At 44.5% G+C, this 17,406-nt stretch carries 14 protein-coding genes; 5 read left to right on the plus strand and 9 right to left on the minus strand.

Annotation, left to right across the window (positions count from 1 at the left end):
* Positions 1–6 precede the first annotated feature (6 nt).
* Complete coding sequence (locus BT_RS07410) at positions 7–597, minus strand: sugar O-acetyltransferase (RefSeq protein WP_008762312.1); 591 nt, start codon at positions 595–597, stop codon at positions 7–9.
* A gap of 140 nt (positions 598–737) precedes the next feature.
* Between BT_RS07410 and BT_RS07415 the strand changes: the two genes are divergently transcribed.
* Complete coding sequence (locus BT_RS07415; RefSeq protein WP_008762311.1) at positions 738–1,196, plus strand: GNAT family N-acetyltransferase; 459 nt, start codon at positions 738–740, stop codon at positions 1,194–1,196.
* A gap of 353 nt (positions 1,197–1,549) precedes the next feature.
* Here the strand turns inward: BT_RS07415 and BT_RS07420 are convergent, their stop codons facing one another.
* From BT_RS07420 to BT_RS07435, 4 genes are read right to left on the minus strand one after another with little or no spacing between them, the layout of a single operon-like run.
* Positions 1,550–3,970 carry an ABC transporter permease gene (locus BT_RS07420; RefSeq protein WP_011107802.1) on the minus strand — a complete coding sequence of 807 codons (2,421 nt, stop codon included), beginning with the start codon at positions 3,968–3,970 and terminating at the stop codon, positions 1,550–1,552.
* Positions 3,967–4,683, minus strand: a complete 717-nt coding sequence (locus BT_RS07425; RefSeq protein ID WP_008762308.1) for an ABC transporter ATP-binding protein — start codon at positions 4,681–4,683, stop codon at positions 3,967–3,969. The genes BT_RS07420 and BT_RS07425 overlap by 4 nt, the downstream gene beginning before the upstream one ends.
* A gap of 15 nt (positions 4,684–4,698) precedes the next feature.
* Positions 4,699–5,946 (minus strand): efflux RND transporter periplasmic adaptor subunit, encoded by a 1,248-nt coding sequence (locus BT_RS07430; protein ID WP_008762307.1) that lies wholly within the window; start codon positions 5,944–5,946, stop codon positions 4,699–4,701.
* A 60-nt stretch (positions 5,947–6,006) separates the two neighbouring features.
* Positions 6,007–7,311 (minus strand): TolC family protein, encoded by a 1,305-nt coding sequence (locus BT_RS07435; protein WP_062694823.1) that lies wholly within the window; start codon positions 7,309–7,311, stop codon positions 6,007–6,009.
* A gap of 329 nt (positions 7,312–7,640) precedes the next feature.
* Between BT_RS07435 and BT_RS07440 the strand changes: the two genes are divergently transcribed.
* The 4 genes from BT_RS07440 to BT_RS07455 all read left to right on the plus strand — a co-directional run bounded on the left by BT_RS07440 (position 7,641) and on the right by BT_RS07455 (position 12,599).
* On the plus strand, positions 7,641–9,002 hold the full coding sequence (locus tag BT_RS07440) for a sigma-54-dependent transcriptional regulator (RefSeq protein WP_008762306.1): 1,362 nt from the start codon (positions 7,641–7,643) through the stop codon (positions 9,000–9,002).
* 5 nt (positions 9,003–9,007) lie between these two features.
* On the plus strand, positions 9,008–10,258 hold the full coding sequence (locus BT_RS07445) for a sensor histidine kinase (RefSeq protein WP_011107804.1): 1,251 nt from the start codon (positions 9,008–9,010) through the stop codon (positions 10,256–10,258).
* 86 nt (positions 10,259–10,344) lie between these two features.
* A complete protein-coding gene (locus BT_RS07450; protein WP_011107805.1) occupies positions 10,345–11,370 on the plus strand; it encodes an AI-2E family transporter in 1,026 nt (341 codons plus the stop codon).
* A 56-nt stretch (positions 11,371–11,426) separates the two neighbouring features.
* On the plus strand, positions 11,427–12,599 hold the full coding sequence (locus BT_RS07455) for a glycosyltransferase (protein ID WP_011107806.1): 1,173 nt from the start codon (positions 11,427–11,429) through the stop codon (positions 12,597–12,599).
* An 11-nt stretch (positions 12,600–12,610) separates the two neighbouring features.
* On the opposite strand, the gene rimI is transcribed toward BT_RS07455, so the two are convergent.
* The 4 genes from rimI to BT_RS07475 all read right to left on the minus strand — a co-directional run bounded on the left by rimI (position 12,611) and on the right by BT_RS07475 (position 17,289).
* Positions 12,611–13,063: a ribosomal protein S18-alanine N-acetyltransferase gene (gene rimI, locus BT_RS07460; RefSeq protein WP_048696161.1), complete on the minus strand. Its 453-nt coding sequence runs from the start codon at positions 13,061–13,063 to the stop codon at positions 12,611–12,613.
* A gap of 2 nt (positions 13,064–13,065) precedes the next feature.
* Positions 13,066–14,532 carry a RimK family protein gene (locus tag BT_RS07465; protein WP_008764821.1) on the minus strand — a complete coding sequence of 489 codons (1,467 nt, stop codon included), beginning with the start codon at positions 14,530–14,532 and terminating at the stop codon, positions 13,066–13,068.
* Between the two features lie 130 nt (positions 14,533–14,662).
* Positions 14,663–15,907 carry an ABC transporter permease gene (locus BT_RS07470; protein WP_008762301.1) on the minus strand — a complete coding sequence of 415 codons (1,245 nt, stop codon included), beginning with the start codon at positions 15,905–15,907 and terminating at the stop codon, positions 14,663–14,665.
* A 182-nt stretch (positions 15,908–16,089) separates the two neighbouring features.
* Positions 16,090–17,289 carry a pyridoxal phosphate-dependent aminotransferase gene (locus BT_RS07475; protein WP_011107809.1) on the minus strand — a complete coding sequence of 400 codons (1,200 nt, stop codon included), beginning with the start codon at positions 17,287–17,289 and terminating at the stop codon, positions 16,090–16,092.
* Between the last annotated feature and the right edge of the window lie 117 nt (positions 17,290–17,406).

Raw genomic sequence — 17,406 nt, forward strand, 5'->3', positions numbered from 1 at the left:
AAAACACTAAGGCAGAAAACCGGTCTTGTCTTCATCGGTTATTTCCCGAATAACTTTACAGGGAACACCTGCGGCAATTACATTCTCCGGAATGCTCTTTGTCACCACACTGCCCGCACCGATTACTGAATTTCTCCCGACAGTGACACCACCCATTATATGAACGCCGGCACCTACCCATACATTATCTTCAATGACAATCGGATGGGCATAGCACCCGCCCATAAGACGTTCCTGCGGATCGAGCGCATGATTGGCCGTATATAAACCGACACGGGGCCCTAATAATACATTGTCGCCTATCGTAATGAGATTTCCGTCCAACATGATGCAATCAAAATTGGCGAAGAAATTATTGCCAATACTGATATTGAATCCAAACTCACACCGGAAATTCGGTTCAAAATGAACACTACTGCCAATACACCTCAATAGTTTACGTAACAATGCCTCCCGAACTTCTTTAGGCTTTCCATAAGTGGAATTATAATCATTGGTCAGGAAAACAGCCTGTTCTCTTCTTTGAACCAGTTCTACAGACAAGTCATTATACATTTTTCCCGAAAGCATTCTTTCACGCAATTCTTTATTCTCCATATATATATTATGATGTTATTTAATAAGCAGGACATACTTGCAAATATACAGAATTAGTCAGATAAAACAGGCAACCTATTGGTTTTCAAAAATACTTTTATAACTTTGGCAATATTAAATATAAACAATACAATAAACGTATGAATCTAGTTTCACTCAGAGACTCACCTCAGTATCTGGAAAGAGCTATCGCCTATTTCCAAAGCAAGTGGGGTAACGAGAACACGAAAATGGTGTATGACAATTGTTTCAGACATTCTCTGAATGCCGAAAATCCCATTCCTCAATGGTACCTTTTAATGAATGGTGATGAAATAATAGGATGTGCGGGACTTACCAGCAACGATTTTAACTCTCGCGCGGATTTATATCCTTGGCTGGTTGCCTTATTCATTGAAGAAAAGTATAGGGGAAATCATTACGCCAATCTTTTAATAGAACAAGCCAAGAAGGATACACTGAAATTCGGATTCTCGAAATTATATTTAAGCACCAGTCATACTTCGTATTACGAACGCTTGGGCTTCACATATATCGGAGATTGCTGGCATCCTTGGGGAGAAAGCTCCCGTGTATATGAGATTATTTTAAAATTCTGACTTGTACATTCCCGATAAGTATTTGTCTGGGCAAATGACGATATTGCCGCAACAGAAAGTAACAGAATTAATAAGATTGTTCTCTAATATTCATTCTGGTTTTATGTCCCTCAAATATACGAAAAAAAGGGCATAAAAAAAGGCTATCTATCCCAGACAGCCAATCTTTTTGTTAACCTTAAATCTAATACTATGAAAAACACACTACAAAGATACGGACTTTCTGCATATCTCCAAATTTCCGGAGCAAAGCGGAGCATCTTATAACATGGTTTAATAGAAGTAGCAGACTCGTTAACATTTAACATAATTCCTCCGGATATTAACGAATACCCGAAGGAGTGATCTAAAAACTATTCATATCTTAACGAACGAGCAGGTTTGCTCATTATTATTTTCATTGTCTGAAAGGCCACCGTCACGAATGAAATGAACAACATCAACAATACGGGCACAATAAAGAACCAGGCTTCTAAATCCGTCCGGAAAGCATAATGACTCAACCAGGCGTTCATACTGAACCAGGCTACCGGAAGAGCAATCACAACCGCTATCAGAATCAGCAGGAAAAATCCTTTGACCAACTGATAGAAAAGATTCCAGCGGGAAGCTCCCAAGACTTTACGTATACCCATCTCTTTCGTACGGGTGGAACAGGAAAACATCACCAATACCCAAAGTCCCAGACAGGATATGAATATCGCTAATCCGGTGAAAGAACCTATCATCACCCCGAATACTTCATCCTGACGATACTGATGGTCGAAGAACTGATCGAGGAAAAAATAATCGAAACTGGAATCAGCAAAGTACCGATTCCATATTTCCTGTACCTGCGATACCAGTTCGCGGGGATTGCCGGAAGTCATTACGATAGAAATATAGCGTTGTGGCAACCAGTCTATCTTATCTTTATGAATCAGCATAATAGGAGTATAATTCTTACTCAACGCCTGCTGATGATAATCTTTGACCACTCCGATAATCTGCATCGGAGCATCGGTACATTCTACTGTTACCAACTCTCCTATCGCCTCATCATTGGAAGCAAAGCCCAGATTGCGTACGGCCGTCTCATTAATCACCAGTTTATCTACATCGTCTCCGTACTCTTCTGAAAAGCCCCGTCCGGCTATCACTTGCAAACCATATGCCTCTATATAATCCGGATCGCAGGCCAGCATCTCATAAAGCCGATTCTGCTTCAAAGCGTCATTGGTACGGCGATTGGAAAGGAAAGTAGCCACCTCCTCGCCCGGCACAGCACCGGAAGCTGCGACACTATGCACCAGTGGCAACCGCATTATCGCTTTCTTCATCGCTTCCAGCTTCACATTCAGCCCGTCTGTACGTCCGGGAAATTTAATGACTAATGTCTGGTCGGTTTTCACCCCTAATGATTGGCTGCGCATAAAATTCAGCTGTGCAAACACGATCAATGTTCCACAAAGCAGTATCATAGAGGCCGTATATTGAATGATAACCAACACCTGACGAGTCCGTTCTCCGGACTTGCTATGCAAAAACTTTCCTTTCAACAGGGTAATCGGTTTACGGTTCAGCAAAGCCAATGCCGGATAATATCCGGAAAGGAATATCCCTGCGATAAAAACAAGAACCAGCAGCATCCACCAATAATCCATCAGCCAAACGGAGAAAGTGACCGTACGTCCCACCAGTTGATTAAAGTACGGAAGAATCAGCTCTATCAGTCCTACCGCCAATATAAAAGCAATCAGATTCATAACCAGCGCTTCGAACAGGAACTGATGAATCAACTGCTTGCGGAAAGCACCCACTACCCGACGCACTCCGACTTCCCTGGCACGCTCCATCGAACGGGCTACTGTCAGATTGATATAGTTTATCCAGGCAATAGCCAGAATGGCAATGGCTGCAAAGACAAGTGCAATCATGGCAGAACGATTTCCTTTTGTCTCCATTTCATAACCCAATTGCGGAGTGAGATGTATATCTGCCAGAGGAACCAAATCGACTCCCCATGTTTTGTTTTTCAACGCTTCCTCCGTCTTGTACTTTTCCGCCATGACGGGAAACTCTCTTTCTATTTCCGCTTCCCTCTCCGGCGAATCGAGCAGAACATACGTATATGCTTCATGCTTATACCAGTATTCATGTATAAACTTGGGCAGAGATGTATACGAAATCAGGAAGTTATAATGTATATGGGAATTGGAAGGCATTTCCTCCATGACTCCGGTCACTTCACACGATATCTTATAATAGGGACCGGTAAAGATAAGAATCTTTCCGATAGGGTCTTCCTCTTTGAAATATTTGCGGGCAATGCGCTCGGTGATTACGACTTGTCCCGGCATCGAAAGGCTGGTCTTTTTATCACCTTTCAAAAGCTCGAAATCGAAAAGACGGAAAAAGCCCGGATCGGCATAAGCTATCTGGTTTTCCCGCAGTGTCAACTCACCATACTTCACAATCTGTTCAGGTTGGAGCAGAGAGCCGATTCGGGTATAATCTTCAATTCCCGCAAGATTCTCTTTCATTGCCGAGCCGTATCCGAAAGAGCTGCTTGCCCAGTTATCGGTCAGCACCTCCCCTTCGCGGAATGTACTTTGCACACGGTAAATATGGGGATATTTCGTGTGCATCTTGTCAAAACTGAACTCAAAAGTTACATACGTCAGAATCAGTAACGCCGATGCCATGCCGATCGCCAGTCCAAACACATTAATGAAGCTGAACTTCTTCCGCTTCATCAGATTCCGATAGGCACTATTCCAATAATTTCCTATCATACAGCTTCGTTTTTAGAGGACGTACTTTTTTCTAACGGACGGTTGATGTTTTCGGATACAATCTGTCCGTCCAACAACCGGATAATCCGATGCGCATACGTCGCATCCCTTTGAGAGTGGGTGACAATGATAATCGTAGTCCCCTGGCGGTTCAGTTCGCTCAACAGCTCCATCACTTCCACGCCATTCACCGAATCCAGATTTCCGGTCGGTTCGTCAGCCAGCAACAACTTACAGTCCGTCACTACCGCACGGGCAATGGCCACACGTTGCTGTTGTCCGCCCGACAACTGTTGAGGATAATGGTTGGCACGATGTAGCAGATTTACTTTCTCCAGCACTTTGTTCACTTTCTCTTTGCGTTGGGCAGTCTTAATCCCCATATAGACAAGCGGGAGTTCCACATTTTCGTATACCGTCAGTTCGTCAATCAGGTTGAAACTCTGGAAGATAAAGCCCAGATTATTCTTCCGAAGGGCAGTCAGCTGGTTCTCGTTCATTTTATCCACCTGTTTCCCTTCAAAGAAATAAGAGCCGGAAGTGGGAGAATCCAACGTGCCCAGAATATTCAGCAACGTTGACTTGCCGCATCCGGAAGGTCCCATTATAGCAACAAATTCTCCTTGTTCTACGTGTAAGGTGACTTCGTTCAATGCTTTCGTCTGCACCTCTTCCGTAGTGAAAAGCATAGACAGTTTTTCTGTTTTAATCATGGTGATTCTTTTTATTTATTTTAGTATTAGTTTCTCATTGTCTCCGAACAACTCATAACCGGATATGATTACTTTCTCACCCGAAGACAAACCTTCCGTCACCTCATAATACTGTGGATTCTGGCGCCCGATCTTCACAGGACGCCGCGTGGCAAATTTACCACTTTCATCGACAATATACATCCACCGCCCTCCGGTAATTTGAAAGAATCCGCCACGGGGAACAAGGATCGCTTGTGCCGGGTCTCCTAACTGAAGGTTGATATGATAAGTTTGTCCGGCACGTATATTCTCCGGCCGCTCCGAAATGAAAGCCAGGTCAGTACGGAACTGCCCTTCTTTCACTTCCGGATAAGGTTTGGTTACTTCCAGTTTATAGGTTCCTCCGTCACGGGTAAAGTCGGCAGGAAGTCCGGGAAGTACACGCTCCACATAATGCTCGTCTATCTGTGCCTGTACTTTGAGGTCCGGAGTAATAATCTGGCCGATATGTTCTCCTGCGGAAATGGACTGTCCGACCTGCGCATTCAAGTTTCCTACCTGTCCGTCAATCGGAGCTTTAATCTTCAGGTTTTCCAAGCGCTCACGGACCAACGTAAGACTGCGTTTCATGTTGCGTATGTTCTCGTCCAGACTGCTGATCTGGCTTTCACGGAAAATATTATCCTGACGGATACGTTCGTCAATGACCGCCAGTTGTTCTTTGGCAGCTTCATACTCCTCCTCTGCCTGACGAAAATCCTCGCGGGCAATCAGTTGCTCCTCCACCAAACGTCTGTATTGTTCATAACGGCGTTTTTTCAATGTAAGTTCTTTATTCAAGCCTATGCGTTCCTGTTTCAGTTGCAGACGCTCCTGCTCCATACTGATGCGGGTATTGCGCAATTCATTTTCCTGATAGGCAAGGTCTGCCTCACTCTGCATGATTCCGATATTCAGCAACGGGTTGCTGAGACGCAGAATCACATCGCCCGCTTTCACCATAGCTCCTTCTTCTTTCAAACGTTCTTCCACACGACCGCCTTCTATGGCATCCATATAGATAATCCGGCTGGGCATCACTTGCCCGATCACACGGATATAATCATTGAACTCCGCTTGCTTGACGGTAGCAATCGTGAGACGGTCTTTCTCAACTGTCATGGAGGAAGCCGTATCTCTAAAAATAAAATATAAAATGACAGCGATTCCCAGCGCCACACCACCGATCGTATAAAGGTGTTTGCGATTTATGCCGGGTTTGCGTTCAACAGGTGTATCCATAAAGGTATATTCAAAATAGGGTTGTTATTAAATGATTGTTCCGATGGCACAGACTCCGTTTTACAGGAAAGTCCCCTCCCGATAGTATTTCTCCAGTTTCCTCATCATTTCCACTTGCAGGCGTACACGAACCAGTTCTGCCTTGGCGGAGATAAAACGGTTACGGGCTTCCATCAGCTGAAAGACGGAAATGAGCCCTTCCTCCCATTTACGTTCAGACTCTTTCAGTACGAGAGCTTCTGCTTCAAGCTGTTGCAATGCCTGTTGATGTTCACTAAATCCGGCATGTAGGGAAAGAAGTGTTTGCTCTATATCGGTATATAGCTGTTGCTTTTCCAGTTCTTCTTCATTCTTCAAGCGATACAGGTTTAGTTTCTGCTTCCGTTGATGAGTCAGACGTTCCAATCCGCTCAGCAAAGGAAACGAAATACCGATGCCGACATATTTTCCTATATTGTCCCGCAACTGTCTGGCAGAAAAAACTGTATTGTAAAAATTGGAACCAACCGTAAAGCGGGCATAGACAGAAGGAGAAAAAGTTCCGCCAGCCATCGCATACTCTTTACGGGCAGCCTTTCGTTTCAAATCAATCATACGCATGACGGGAAGTATTTCCAGTGATTGGGCATAAAGTGTTTCCGTAGACGGAACAGAAAGCAAGGGCAACTGATTCGCTTCCACAATAGTATCCTGAATAACGAGTGTATCACCGGGTTGGAAATTCATTAGCTGTTCCAGATGCAATAAGGCCAACCGGCAAGTATTCTCACGAGATTTATAACGATAGATATCCCCTTCTCTGCGGGCCTTGACTTCCTGCAAATCGGAAGCGGATTTCAATCCCAACTCAACAAAGGCTTCGGTTTGTTTCAGATACCGCTCACTCAACCGGCTTTGTTCTAAAGCAAGATTCAGCAGTTTTCTCTCCAGAATCAGTTTATAATAAGCATCCGTCACTTGATATGCCAGTTCATTCTGCCTATTTTTCAATGCCCATTCGCTACGTTCCTTATTCATCTTCCGGAAGCGTACCTGATGAATGCGTGAAAAGCCTTCAAAAAGAGAAAGAGTCATATCAAGCCCCACAGTCCCTTCTTCAAAAGTTTCGTTGGTATATCCGTTCGTATCCGGATCGATAGAACGCCCGAAGCGTTTCCCTGTTTCTGCATTAACCGCTGCACGGGGAAGAAAAGCACCGACAGCAGCCATATAATCTGCCCGTGCCTCCTTTATATCTATCACACTGTTCCGCACAGAAGGATTCTGCTTCCATGCCAGACGAATGCACTCATCCAAAGTCATGCCGGACTGGGCCTGCACAAAATGCGGCAATAAGAATAAGGACAAAAAGAAAAAGTTTTTCATTCTTTATAATATATGCGATTGTGTGTTACGATGATTAGAAGGCAAATAGGAAGCCACAATTTTTAAGTAATTGATTATTAACCAAATGACCAATACGATTGCATTGCATCCGTCCAATTATTACACACCGCAACGTCCAACTTTTGGACGTTATCCATTATTTCATATTCTTCGGGAGCAATTTTCGGGAATTTAAGTAAGCCTTGCAGTAAATATGCCCGAAAACGTCTAATTATTGGACACTCGCTTGCAGAGGAAAGCAAAAACGAATATCTTTACCCCCAAACTTAAAGCATGGTTCAACCTGATAGCTACCCCCAATCTTAGATATGGAAAACGGAACTATTTTAATAGTAGATGATAATAAAAGCGTGCTAGCTTCACTGGAGTTATTGCTCGAGAATGAGTTCGGTACAGTTCGCACCGCCGCCAATCCCAATCAAATCACCACGTTACTGACTACCACCTCTATCGACGTCGTTATCCTTGACATGAATTTCTCTGCCGGCATAAACAATGGCAATGAAGGGCTGTACTGGTTAAAACAAATCCACGAAATCCGCCCATCTTTGCCGGTGGTTATGCTGACTGCTTACGGAGACGTTGAATTGGCGGTAAAAGCACTAAAAAACGGGGCTACTGATTTTTTACTCAAACCTTGGGATAATCAGATTCTGATTCGGAAGATAAAGGAGGCTTATAAAAGTAACAACAGCAAAGCCAAAAGCGCTTCAAAGGCAACCGGCAAACAGGGGGATACCGAGAAACCGAGCAAACCGGAAATGTTGATCGGCCACTCTCCCGCAATGCTCCAGTTGATTAAAGTGGTCACGAAAGTAGCCAAAACCGACGCCAACATCCTGATCACAGGAGAGAACGGAACAGGAAAAGAGATGTTAGCCAAAGAGATACATCGTTTATCTCCCCGAAATTCCCGTCAAATGCTTGGCATTGATATGGGCGCTATCAGTGAATCACTCTTCGAAAGTGAACTGTTCGGACACGAACGCGGAGCGTTTACCGACGCATACGAAAGTCGCCCGGGAAAATTCGAAGCGGCCAACGGCAGTTCCCTCTTTATGGACGAAATCGGAAACCTTTCCATTGCACTGCAAGCCAAACTATTGACTGTACTACAGAACCGGAATGTCACCCGAATCGGAAGTAACAAAGTGATTCCCGTTGATATCCGGCTGATCTCTGCTACCAATAAAGATATTCCGGAAATGGTAAAGCAAGGACTGTTTCGGGAAGATTTGTTCTACCGTATCAACACCATTCATCTGGAAATCCCTCCTTTAAGGGAACGGGGAGACGATATCCTATTATTCATAGATACTTTCCTCCGTCGTTTTACTTCCAAATATCAACGGCCGGACATACGGATGCACGAGCAAACGATTGAGAAACTACGCTCCTATCACTGGCCGGGCAATATCCGCGAACTGCAACACGCCATCGAAAAAGCGGTGATCTTATGCGAAGGCAACGTGATACGCCCCAAAGATATTCTGGTAAAGCAAAGCTGGAAACCTCAGACGGCAAGTGTCGTCCCCAATCTGGAGGAAGTAGAACGGCAAGCCATCGAAACAGCAATCCTCCAAAACAATGGAAATCTGACAGCCGCCGCCGAACAATTAGGCATCAGCCGACAAACTCTCTATAATAAACTGAAACGATTCAAACCCTGAACAAGATGATATTCAGTCGACATATCTATTGGACCATATTGCTTCGTATCCTGCTCATCCTCGCAACTTCGGGAACAGGGCTGTGGCTCATCATCTCCCAACGTGGCATCATCATCGGTATGTTACTAATCATCTGCTCCTTGTTTCAAATCGGCGGAATAGTCACTTATCTCAATAACATCAACCGGAAACTCCGGCTTTTCTTTGATGCCATCGAGGACAGAGATAATACATTCAGCTACCCCGAGCAAGGAATAAACGAAGAGCAACAACAGCTGAACCGTTCACTGAACCGGATCAACGCCCTATTGGCACAAACCAAAATGGACTACCAGAAACAGGAACATTTCTACCGGTCTCTGCTGGAGAAAGTACCCAACGGAATCATAGCCTGGAACAACTCCAAGAAAATAATCTTCGTCAACAACACAGCGTTGACCTTACTAAACATCGAATCACTGACTCTATATTCCCAACTGGAAAATATCCTGCAGAATGAGAAGAACAGAAAAAGACTCAGCCTCTCCCAAAGTCAGATGAAACTACAAGACGAAACAATCACCTTGCTTTCCATACAAGACATTGACGACCGGCTCAACGAAAACGAAAGTGAATCATGGAGCAAACTCAGTCATGTCCTGACTCATGAGATCATGAACACGATCGCTCCCATTATCTCACTGTCTCAGACACTGGCTTCCTATCCGGAAATCAGCGAGAAAGGAATCCGCGGGCTTCACATTATTCAGGCGCAAAGCGAACGGCTGATGGAATTTACCGAATCTTTCCGGCATCTGTCCTATCTTCCGCAGCCCGAAAAGCGTCTCTTTTCCCTATCCGACTTATTACACAATCTGGAGGAACTGCTTCAAACCAATTTTCAAGAAAACAATATCTCCTTTACACTCCGGTGCTCCCCCGAACCGATGATGACCGAAGGAGACGAAAAGCAACTGTCACAAGTGTTTCTCAATCTGTTGAAAAACGCCATGCAGGCATTGGAGGGGCATCCGCATGGAGAGCTTTCCCTGCAAGCAGAACAAGACGAATATATAGTCATAGACATCACCGACAATGGTCCCGGTATTCCTCCCGAAATTATGGACAAAGTATTCATCCCCTTTTTTACGACTAAATCAGAAGGTACAGGCATCGGACTGAGCCTGTGCAAAGAAATTATCCGCCGCCACGAAGGGCATTTGGCTATCAAAGAAAGCAGAGCCGGAAAAACGGTTTTTCATATTGAGCTCCCTTAAAAACAACATACGTAAACCTCATACCGGACATTCAAACTTTTTCCACTGTTCTTTTGTTTATAAAGCAGAATATCTAAATACATAATATGAGCATCAAAGAACAATACTGGAAATATTCCCTCATCGTCATCATACTATTTATGGGAATCATCATCTTCCGTCAGATCACTCCTTTTTTGGGAGGATTGCTGGGAGCACTCACTATTTATATTTTGGTACGCACACAAATGACGCACCTGACAGAAAAGTGGAAACTGAAACGCAGTGTTGCCGCATTGCTGATTACGGCAGAGACGGTTATGGTATTTTTGGTTCCGCTTGGACTGACAATCTGGCTACTGGTAAACCAACTTCAGGACATCAATCTGGACCCGCAAACATTCATTGCCCCGATGCAGCAGGTGGCAGAGTTTATCAAAGAAAAAACGGGTTATGATGTGCTGGGAAAAGATACCTTGTCATTCATTGTCTCCATCCTACCCCGCATCGGACAAATAATAATGGAAAGCATCAGCAGCCTTGCCATCAATCTGTTTGTCATGGTATTCGTACTATACTTTATGCTGATAGGAGGAAAAAAGATGGAAGCTTATGTGAATGACATTCTCCCGTTCAATGAAGCGAATACACAGGAAGTAATTCACGAAATCAATATGATTGTACGTTCCAATGCCATCGGCATACCTCTGTTAGCCATTATTCAAGGAGGGGTCGCCATGATAGGGTATCTTATCTTCGGAGCACCCAATGTCCTGGTATTGGGATTCCTGACCTGCTTCGCCACCATCATTCCAATGGTAGGAACTGCCTTGATATGGTTTCCCGTAGCTGCCTATCTTGCCGTAACCGGAGACTGGTTCAACGCTATCGGACTCGCCGCATACGGTGGAATAGTCATATCTCAGTCGGATAACCTGATCCGATTCATCCTGCAGAAGAAAATGGCGGATACCCATCCGCTGATTACGATATTCGGAGTCGTTATCGGTTTGCCGTTGTTCGGATTTATGGGAGTCATCTTCGGTCCGTTGCTGCTTTCATTATTCTTTCTATTCGTCGACATGTTCAAGAAAGAATATCTGGATTTACGAAATAACCTTCCTGCGAGATGACGGAGCTACCAAAAAAATACGTACTTTTGCAGTCGTAAAAACGACACTTATATCCAATGGAAGCATTTACATTCAATACTGTCGAACTGATTCTTTTATCGGCGGCAGGTATTCTTTTTATCATTCAGCTCATTTATTATTTCGGCTTGTACAATCGGATACATGCCCACAATAAGGCTGTACGCAAAGAAGCAGTGCACTTCACACAAGAGATGCCTCCGCTTTCCGTGATTCTTTGTGCACGCAACGAAGCTGATAACCTACGTAAAATCTTACCTGCCATTCTCGAACAAGACTATCCGCAGTTCGAAGTGATTGTTATCAACGATGCTTCTACGGATGAGACAGAGGATGTACTGGGATTTATGGAAGAGAAATATCCTCACCTCTACCACAGCTTCACTCCCGACAGCGCACGCTACATCAGTCATAAGAAACTTGCCCTGACATTGGGCATCAAGGCCAGCAAACACGACTGGCTGGTATTTACAGAAACAAACTGTATGCCTGCAAGCAAAGACTGGCTCAGACTAATGGCACGTAACTTCACTTCACAGACTCAGATAGTACTGGGATACAGCGGTTACGACCGGACCAAAGGATGGCTGCACAAACGGGTAGCCTTTGACACGTTATTCCAGTCTCTGCGTTATTTATGCTTTGCACTGGCAGGAAAGCCATACATGGGCATCGGCCGCAATATGGCTTACCGGAAAGAATTATTCTTCCAGAGAAAAGGCTATTCCACTTATCTGAACCTGCAACGCGGGGAAGATGATTTATTCATCAACCAGATAGCCACCCCATCCAACACACGTGTAGAAACGGATATCAATGCAACTATGCGGATACAACCGGTATACAGCTACAAAGAATGGAAAGAAGAAAAGATAAGCTATATGGCAACCGCACGCTTTTATCACGGTGTACAGCGCTATTTGTTAGGATTCGAGACTTTCTCCCATCTGCTGTTTTACGCTGCCTGCATCGCGGGTCTTGTATTCGGCATCCTCAACAACCATTGGCTGGCTGCCGGAATTGCATTACTGATCTGGCTGTTCCGCTATACCGTACAGGCAATCATCATTAATCGGACAGCCAAAGAAATGGGCGGAGACAGGAAATATTATTTCTCCCTGCCGGTTTTCGATATCCTCCAGCCCATCCAGTCGCTCAAATTCAAACTTTACCGCTCCTTACGCAGGAAAGGAGACTTTATGAGAAGATAGGCAACTGCTGATTACATGTGCCGCTGCATATAAATCGCATCCGAACCATCATGATAATAGTTTGGCTTTACTCCCACGGGAATAAAGCCATTTTTCATATATAGCTTGATGGCAGGCGTATTCGACTCTTTTACTTCGAGCGTAATCTTTACCGCCCTACAGTCAAGAGCTGTCTCAATCGTCCGCTCCATGAGCAACTGTCCCAGCTTCCTTCCTCTGCAGTCCGGATGGACGGCTATCGAATATATTCGCAGATAACGAGTTCCCGCATGAAACAATAATGAGACATAGGCGATTATCCGCTCCTGTTCCACCACCACATAAAAGGTGCCCTTTGAACGGCAGATCAGATAAACAAACTGTTCTCTCGAAAAACTATCTTCCTGAAAACATTCCTGCTCTATCTCCAGAATGGCAGGAATGTCTCCCGCTTTTGCCTGACGGAGGTGTATCGTTGGTTCCATCATTAATAATGTTTCATTTCCAGCGCCTGCTCAAAGTGATTCAACAGACGGTAATACATTTCGTCACCGATAATCGCATCTTCCAGTTCATGGTCGATACTCGGATTATCGTTGATTTCAATCACGTAAGCCTTATCATCGACCATCTTCAAATCCACTCCATACAAGCCTTTTCCAATGAGATTGGCAGCCTTTATCGCCGTATCCAGTACCACACGCGGCACCTGATAGATAGGAATCGTATCCACCAGTCCGCAGCGGCTCCTGCCCGAATCATAATGGCAGTAAATCTGCCAATGACCTTTTGCCATATAATACTTGCAGGCATACAAAGGTACTCCGTTCAGCAGACCGACACGCCAGTCAAACTCCGTAGGCGTAAATGCCTGCGCCAACAAGATAGCCGACTTCTCGAAAAGAAGTTCAAGACTTGTTTTCAGTTCTTCTTCATTGGACACCTTTTTCATGCCAATGGAATAGGAACCGTCCGGTATCTTCAAGATAAAAGGAGCACCAACCTGCTCACTGATCTGTTCGAACGAGTTCTCATTGGACTGAAAAATCAACGTAGACTTCGGTGCCGGAATCCTTTCTTTCTCAAAAAGTTCTTTCAGATAAACCTTATTGGTACACCGAATGATAGACAACGGATCATCAATGACGACCATCCCATTCTGGGCGGCCAACTGTGACAAATGGAATGTATAATGATTCAGCGATGTCGTTGTCCGGATAAACAGCGCATCAAATTCCAACAGACGCATGGCATCATCCTCTGTAATCATTTCGACGTGGATATTCATCTTCTTGGCCACCTCGGAGAGTTTATGCAAAGCGCCTTTGTTGCTGGGCGGAAATTTCTCTTTCGGATCGATCAGTACCGCCAAGCTATATCTCGGAGCTTTTGCCGACTTAGGCGCACGCCATATTTTCTTATTAAAGTTATCCAGCGTATTGGCAAAGAAGTCCTGTTCCTCATCATCCAACCGGTTCAAAGGCAAGAACTGAATACTTTCAATCTGATTCTTCGGATGAGTGTTCAGAGCGACTCTCAACAAAGGGCAGGGATAGTTCTCGAAAATGAAGCGGGCCACTCTTTCCAGCCCTTTCTCACGGCATTTCCCGAAATAGATATTCAGATACCAGATATCACTTTTGATCCCGTTCTTCTGAATCCATTGATAACACAACGCCTGCAGACTTCGGTCCATGCGGATTCCTGTCCCCGTCTCCAGTTTGTTGATGATGTCAACATCGGGAATCACCCGTTGTCCTCTCGTCTGGGCAAGCAACGAACAGTAATACCCTTCGGAGTTATAGCTGTAATCATTGCTAAGATTAATAACTAACTTCCGGTCTTTTTCAACCGGCTTGTTCTTCAGATAGTCGGAAACAGTCAGGATACTTTTCGTCTCACAATACGGCTTCCAGTCATCCGGATTATCCAACAGAATTAACACATTATTCATAATGGTTAAAAATTAAACCTACAAGAGGATATTAAGTAAATCGGGCGCAAATATAGACATATTATTCACTCTACATCACGCTACGGTCTAAATTATTTTTGCAGCAAAAAAAGAAAAGAAAAAGAGAAGATTACTCGTACCGCATGGAGCTTGCAGGATTGATCTTCGTTATCAAGTAAGAAGGTCCGATCAGCATCAGAACCGATGCCAGCAACGTACCTGCATTGATCAAAAGGAAGAACCAGACATTGAAAGAAACCGATACCGTATCAACATAATAATTCTCCGGATCGAGCTTAAATATTCCGAATTGGGACTGGATAAAACAGAATGCCAGTCCAATCGCATTGCCCCAAAGCATCCCCTTGCCGATGAGAAAGACGGCAAACCAAAGGAAAGTCTTGCGAATCGTAAAATTATCGGCTCCCAGCGCTTTCAGTATTCCGATCATATTGGTGCGTTCTATGATAATAATCAGCAAACCGGAAATCATGGTAAAGCCGGCAACTCCTATCATCAGGAAAAGGATTACCCATACATTCAGATCAAGCAGATTGAGCCATTCAAATATCTGGGGATTCAGTTGCTCTATATTGCGTACATAATACACGCCTCCAAACTTATCACGCTGGCTATCCGTATCAACGGCTATCTCGTAAGTGATATCTTCCAGTTTATCATAGTCGCGCACCTGCAGCTCCACTCCGCTCACCTGCTCCGGTTCCCAGCCATTCAGACGGTTCACCAAATAAAGGTCAGTCAGCAGAAACAGATTATCATACTCCGAGAAATTGGTCTGATAAATGCCTGCAATCGTCAAGCGCCGGGCACGGATATTATCCTGAATATAATAGGTATATATCTTATCTCCCAGCTTCAGCTTCATTTTGGTAGCCAGCGCCTTGGAGATAAGTACCTGATTACTCGAAGCCGAATCGCTGAACGCAGGAATCTCCCCTTCCACCAGATACTCCTGCATAAAACTCGGATCAAACTCCGGTCCGACACCTTTCAGTACCATTCCCTGAAAAGCATCATCCGTTTTTATCATCCCCGGCTTGGTAGAATAACGTTGCACATGGCTTACTTGGGGATAACCGGAAAGAGCAGTCATCATACTGTCCCCCACCGCTATCGGATGAGTCTCATAAGAATTGACCGCATCCAGATTCGCTATCTGAATGTGCGACCCGAACCCGATGACTTTATTCCTTACCTCACTTTTAAACCCTATGACTACCGCCACCGCAATAATCATAACAGCCAACCCTATGGCAATACCAGCCATAGCAATGAGGACCGCAGGACGTGAAACCTGTTTTCCACCATCGCTCTCGCGATAAATACGACGGGCTATAAAAAGAGATAACGACAATTCTTTTAAGTATTAAGTAATAGGTATTAAGTATTAGCCGTAGCTTATTTAGAGATTAAGTATTAAGTGTTATATTAAGTATTAAGTCATTACCTTATGATATATTATCAATCTTATAATATCTCATACGCCAACCAGCGTCTACGGTTAATACTTAATACCTATTACTTAATACTTATTTCCTATTCCGTTCTTCCCGGATACACCTCCAACGCCTTTTGCAGGATGAAAAGCGCACGGGTCAAATCTTCTTTCTTCAATACGTAGGCGATACGCACTTCATTGATGCCGGAGCCCGGAGTAGTATAGAAACCGGAAGCCGGTGCCATAAATACGGTCTGGCCTTCGTATTCAAAGTCAGAAAGACACCATGCACAGAACTTGTCCGAGTCGTCTACGGGGAGTTTGGCTACGGTATAGAAAGCCCCCATCGGAATCGGAGAATAAACGCCCGGAATACGGTTCAATCCATCAATTAAGCATTTACGCCGTTCTACGTATTCATCATACGTCTCACGCGAATATTCCTCCGGAGCATCCAAAGAAGCCTCGGCGGCAATCTGTCCGATCAAAGGAGGACTCAGACGAGCCTGACAGAATTTCATAACAGCGTCACGTATCTCTTTGTTCTTGGTAATCAATGCACCGATACGGATTCCGCACTCCGAATAACGCTTGGAAACTGAATCGATCAGCACTACATTATTCTCGATACCTTCCAGATGACAGGCAGAGATATAAGGAGAGCCGGTATAAATAAATTCACGATATACTTCGTCAGAGAAGAGGAAGAGGTCGTACTTCTTCACCAGGTCACGGATCTGATTCATTTCCCGACGTGTATACAGATAACCGGTCGGGTTGTTCGGATTACAAATCAGGATAGCCTTGGTACGTTCATTGATCAGTTCTTCGAATTTCTCTACTTTCGGCAGGGAGAAACCTTCTTCAATGGTCGTTGCAATCGTACGGATCTTTGCTCCGGCAGAGATGGCAAATGCCATGTAGTTGGCGTATGCAGGTTCCGGAACAATGATTTCATCTCCCGGATTCAGGCAGGAAAGGAAGGAAAAAAGTACCGCTTCCGACCCCCCCGATGTAATGATTATATCGTCAGCCGTCAGGTTGATGTTGAACTTTGCATAATATCCCACAAGTTTCTCGCGATAGCTTCTGTTTCCGGCACTGGGGCTATATTCCAGCACTTTACGGTCGATGTTGCGTATCGCGTCAATCGCGGCCTGAGGAGTGGGCAGGTCAGGCTGTCCGATATTCAGGTGAAACACATGGACTCCCCGTTGCTTGGCAGCGTCTGCCAAAGGAGCCAGTTTTCTGATAGGAGATGCAGGCATCTCGTTTCCGCGAATGGATATGGTTGGCATAATTTTAACTACAAATTACTAATTACTATTTACTTTTTTAATTTGGAACTGCAAATGTACGCAATAATTTGAATACAGAGACATAAAAACTTTAAAATCCTTATCAAGGGTAAAAAC

This window comes from Bacteroides thetaiotaomicron VPI-5482, assembly GCF_000011065.1.
Lineage (GTDB): Bacteria > Bacteroidota > Bacteroidia > Bacteroidales > Bacteroidaceae > Bacteroides > Bacteroides thetaiotaomicron.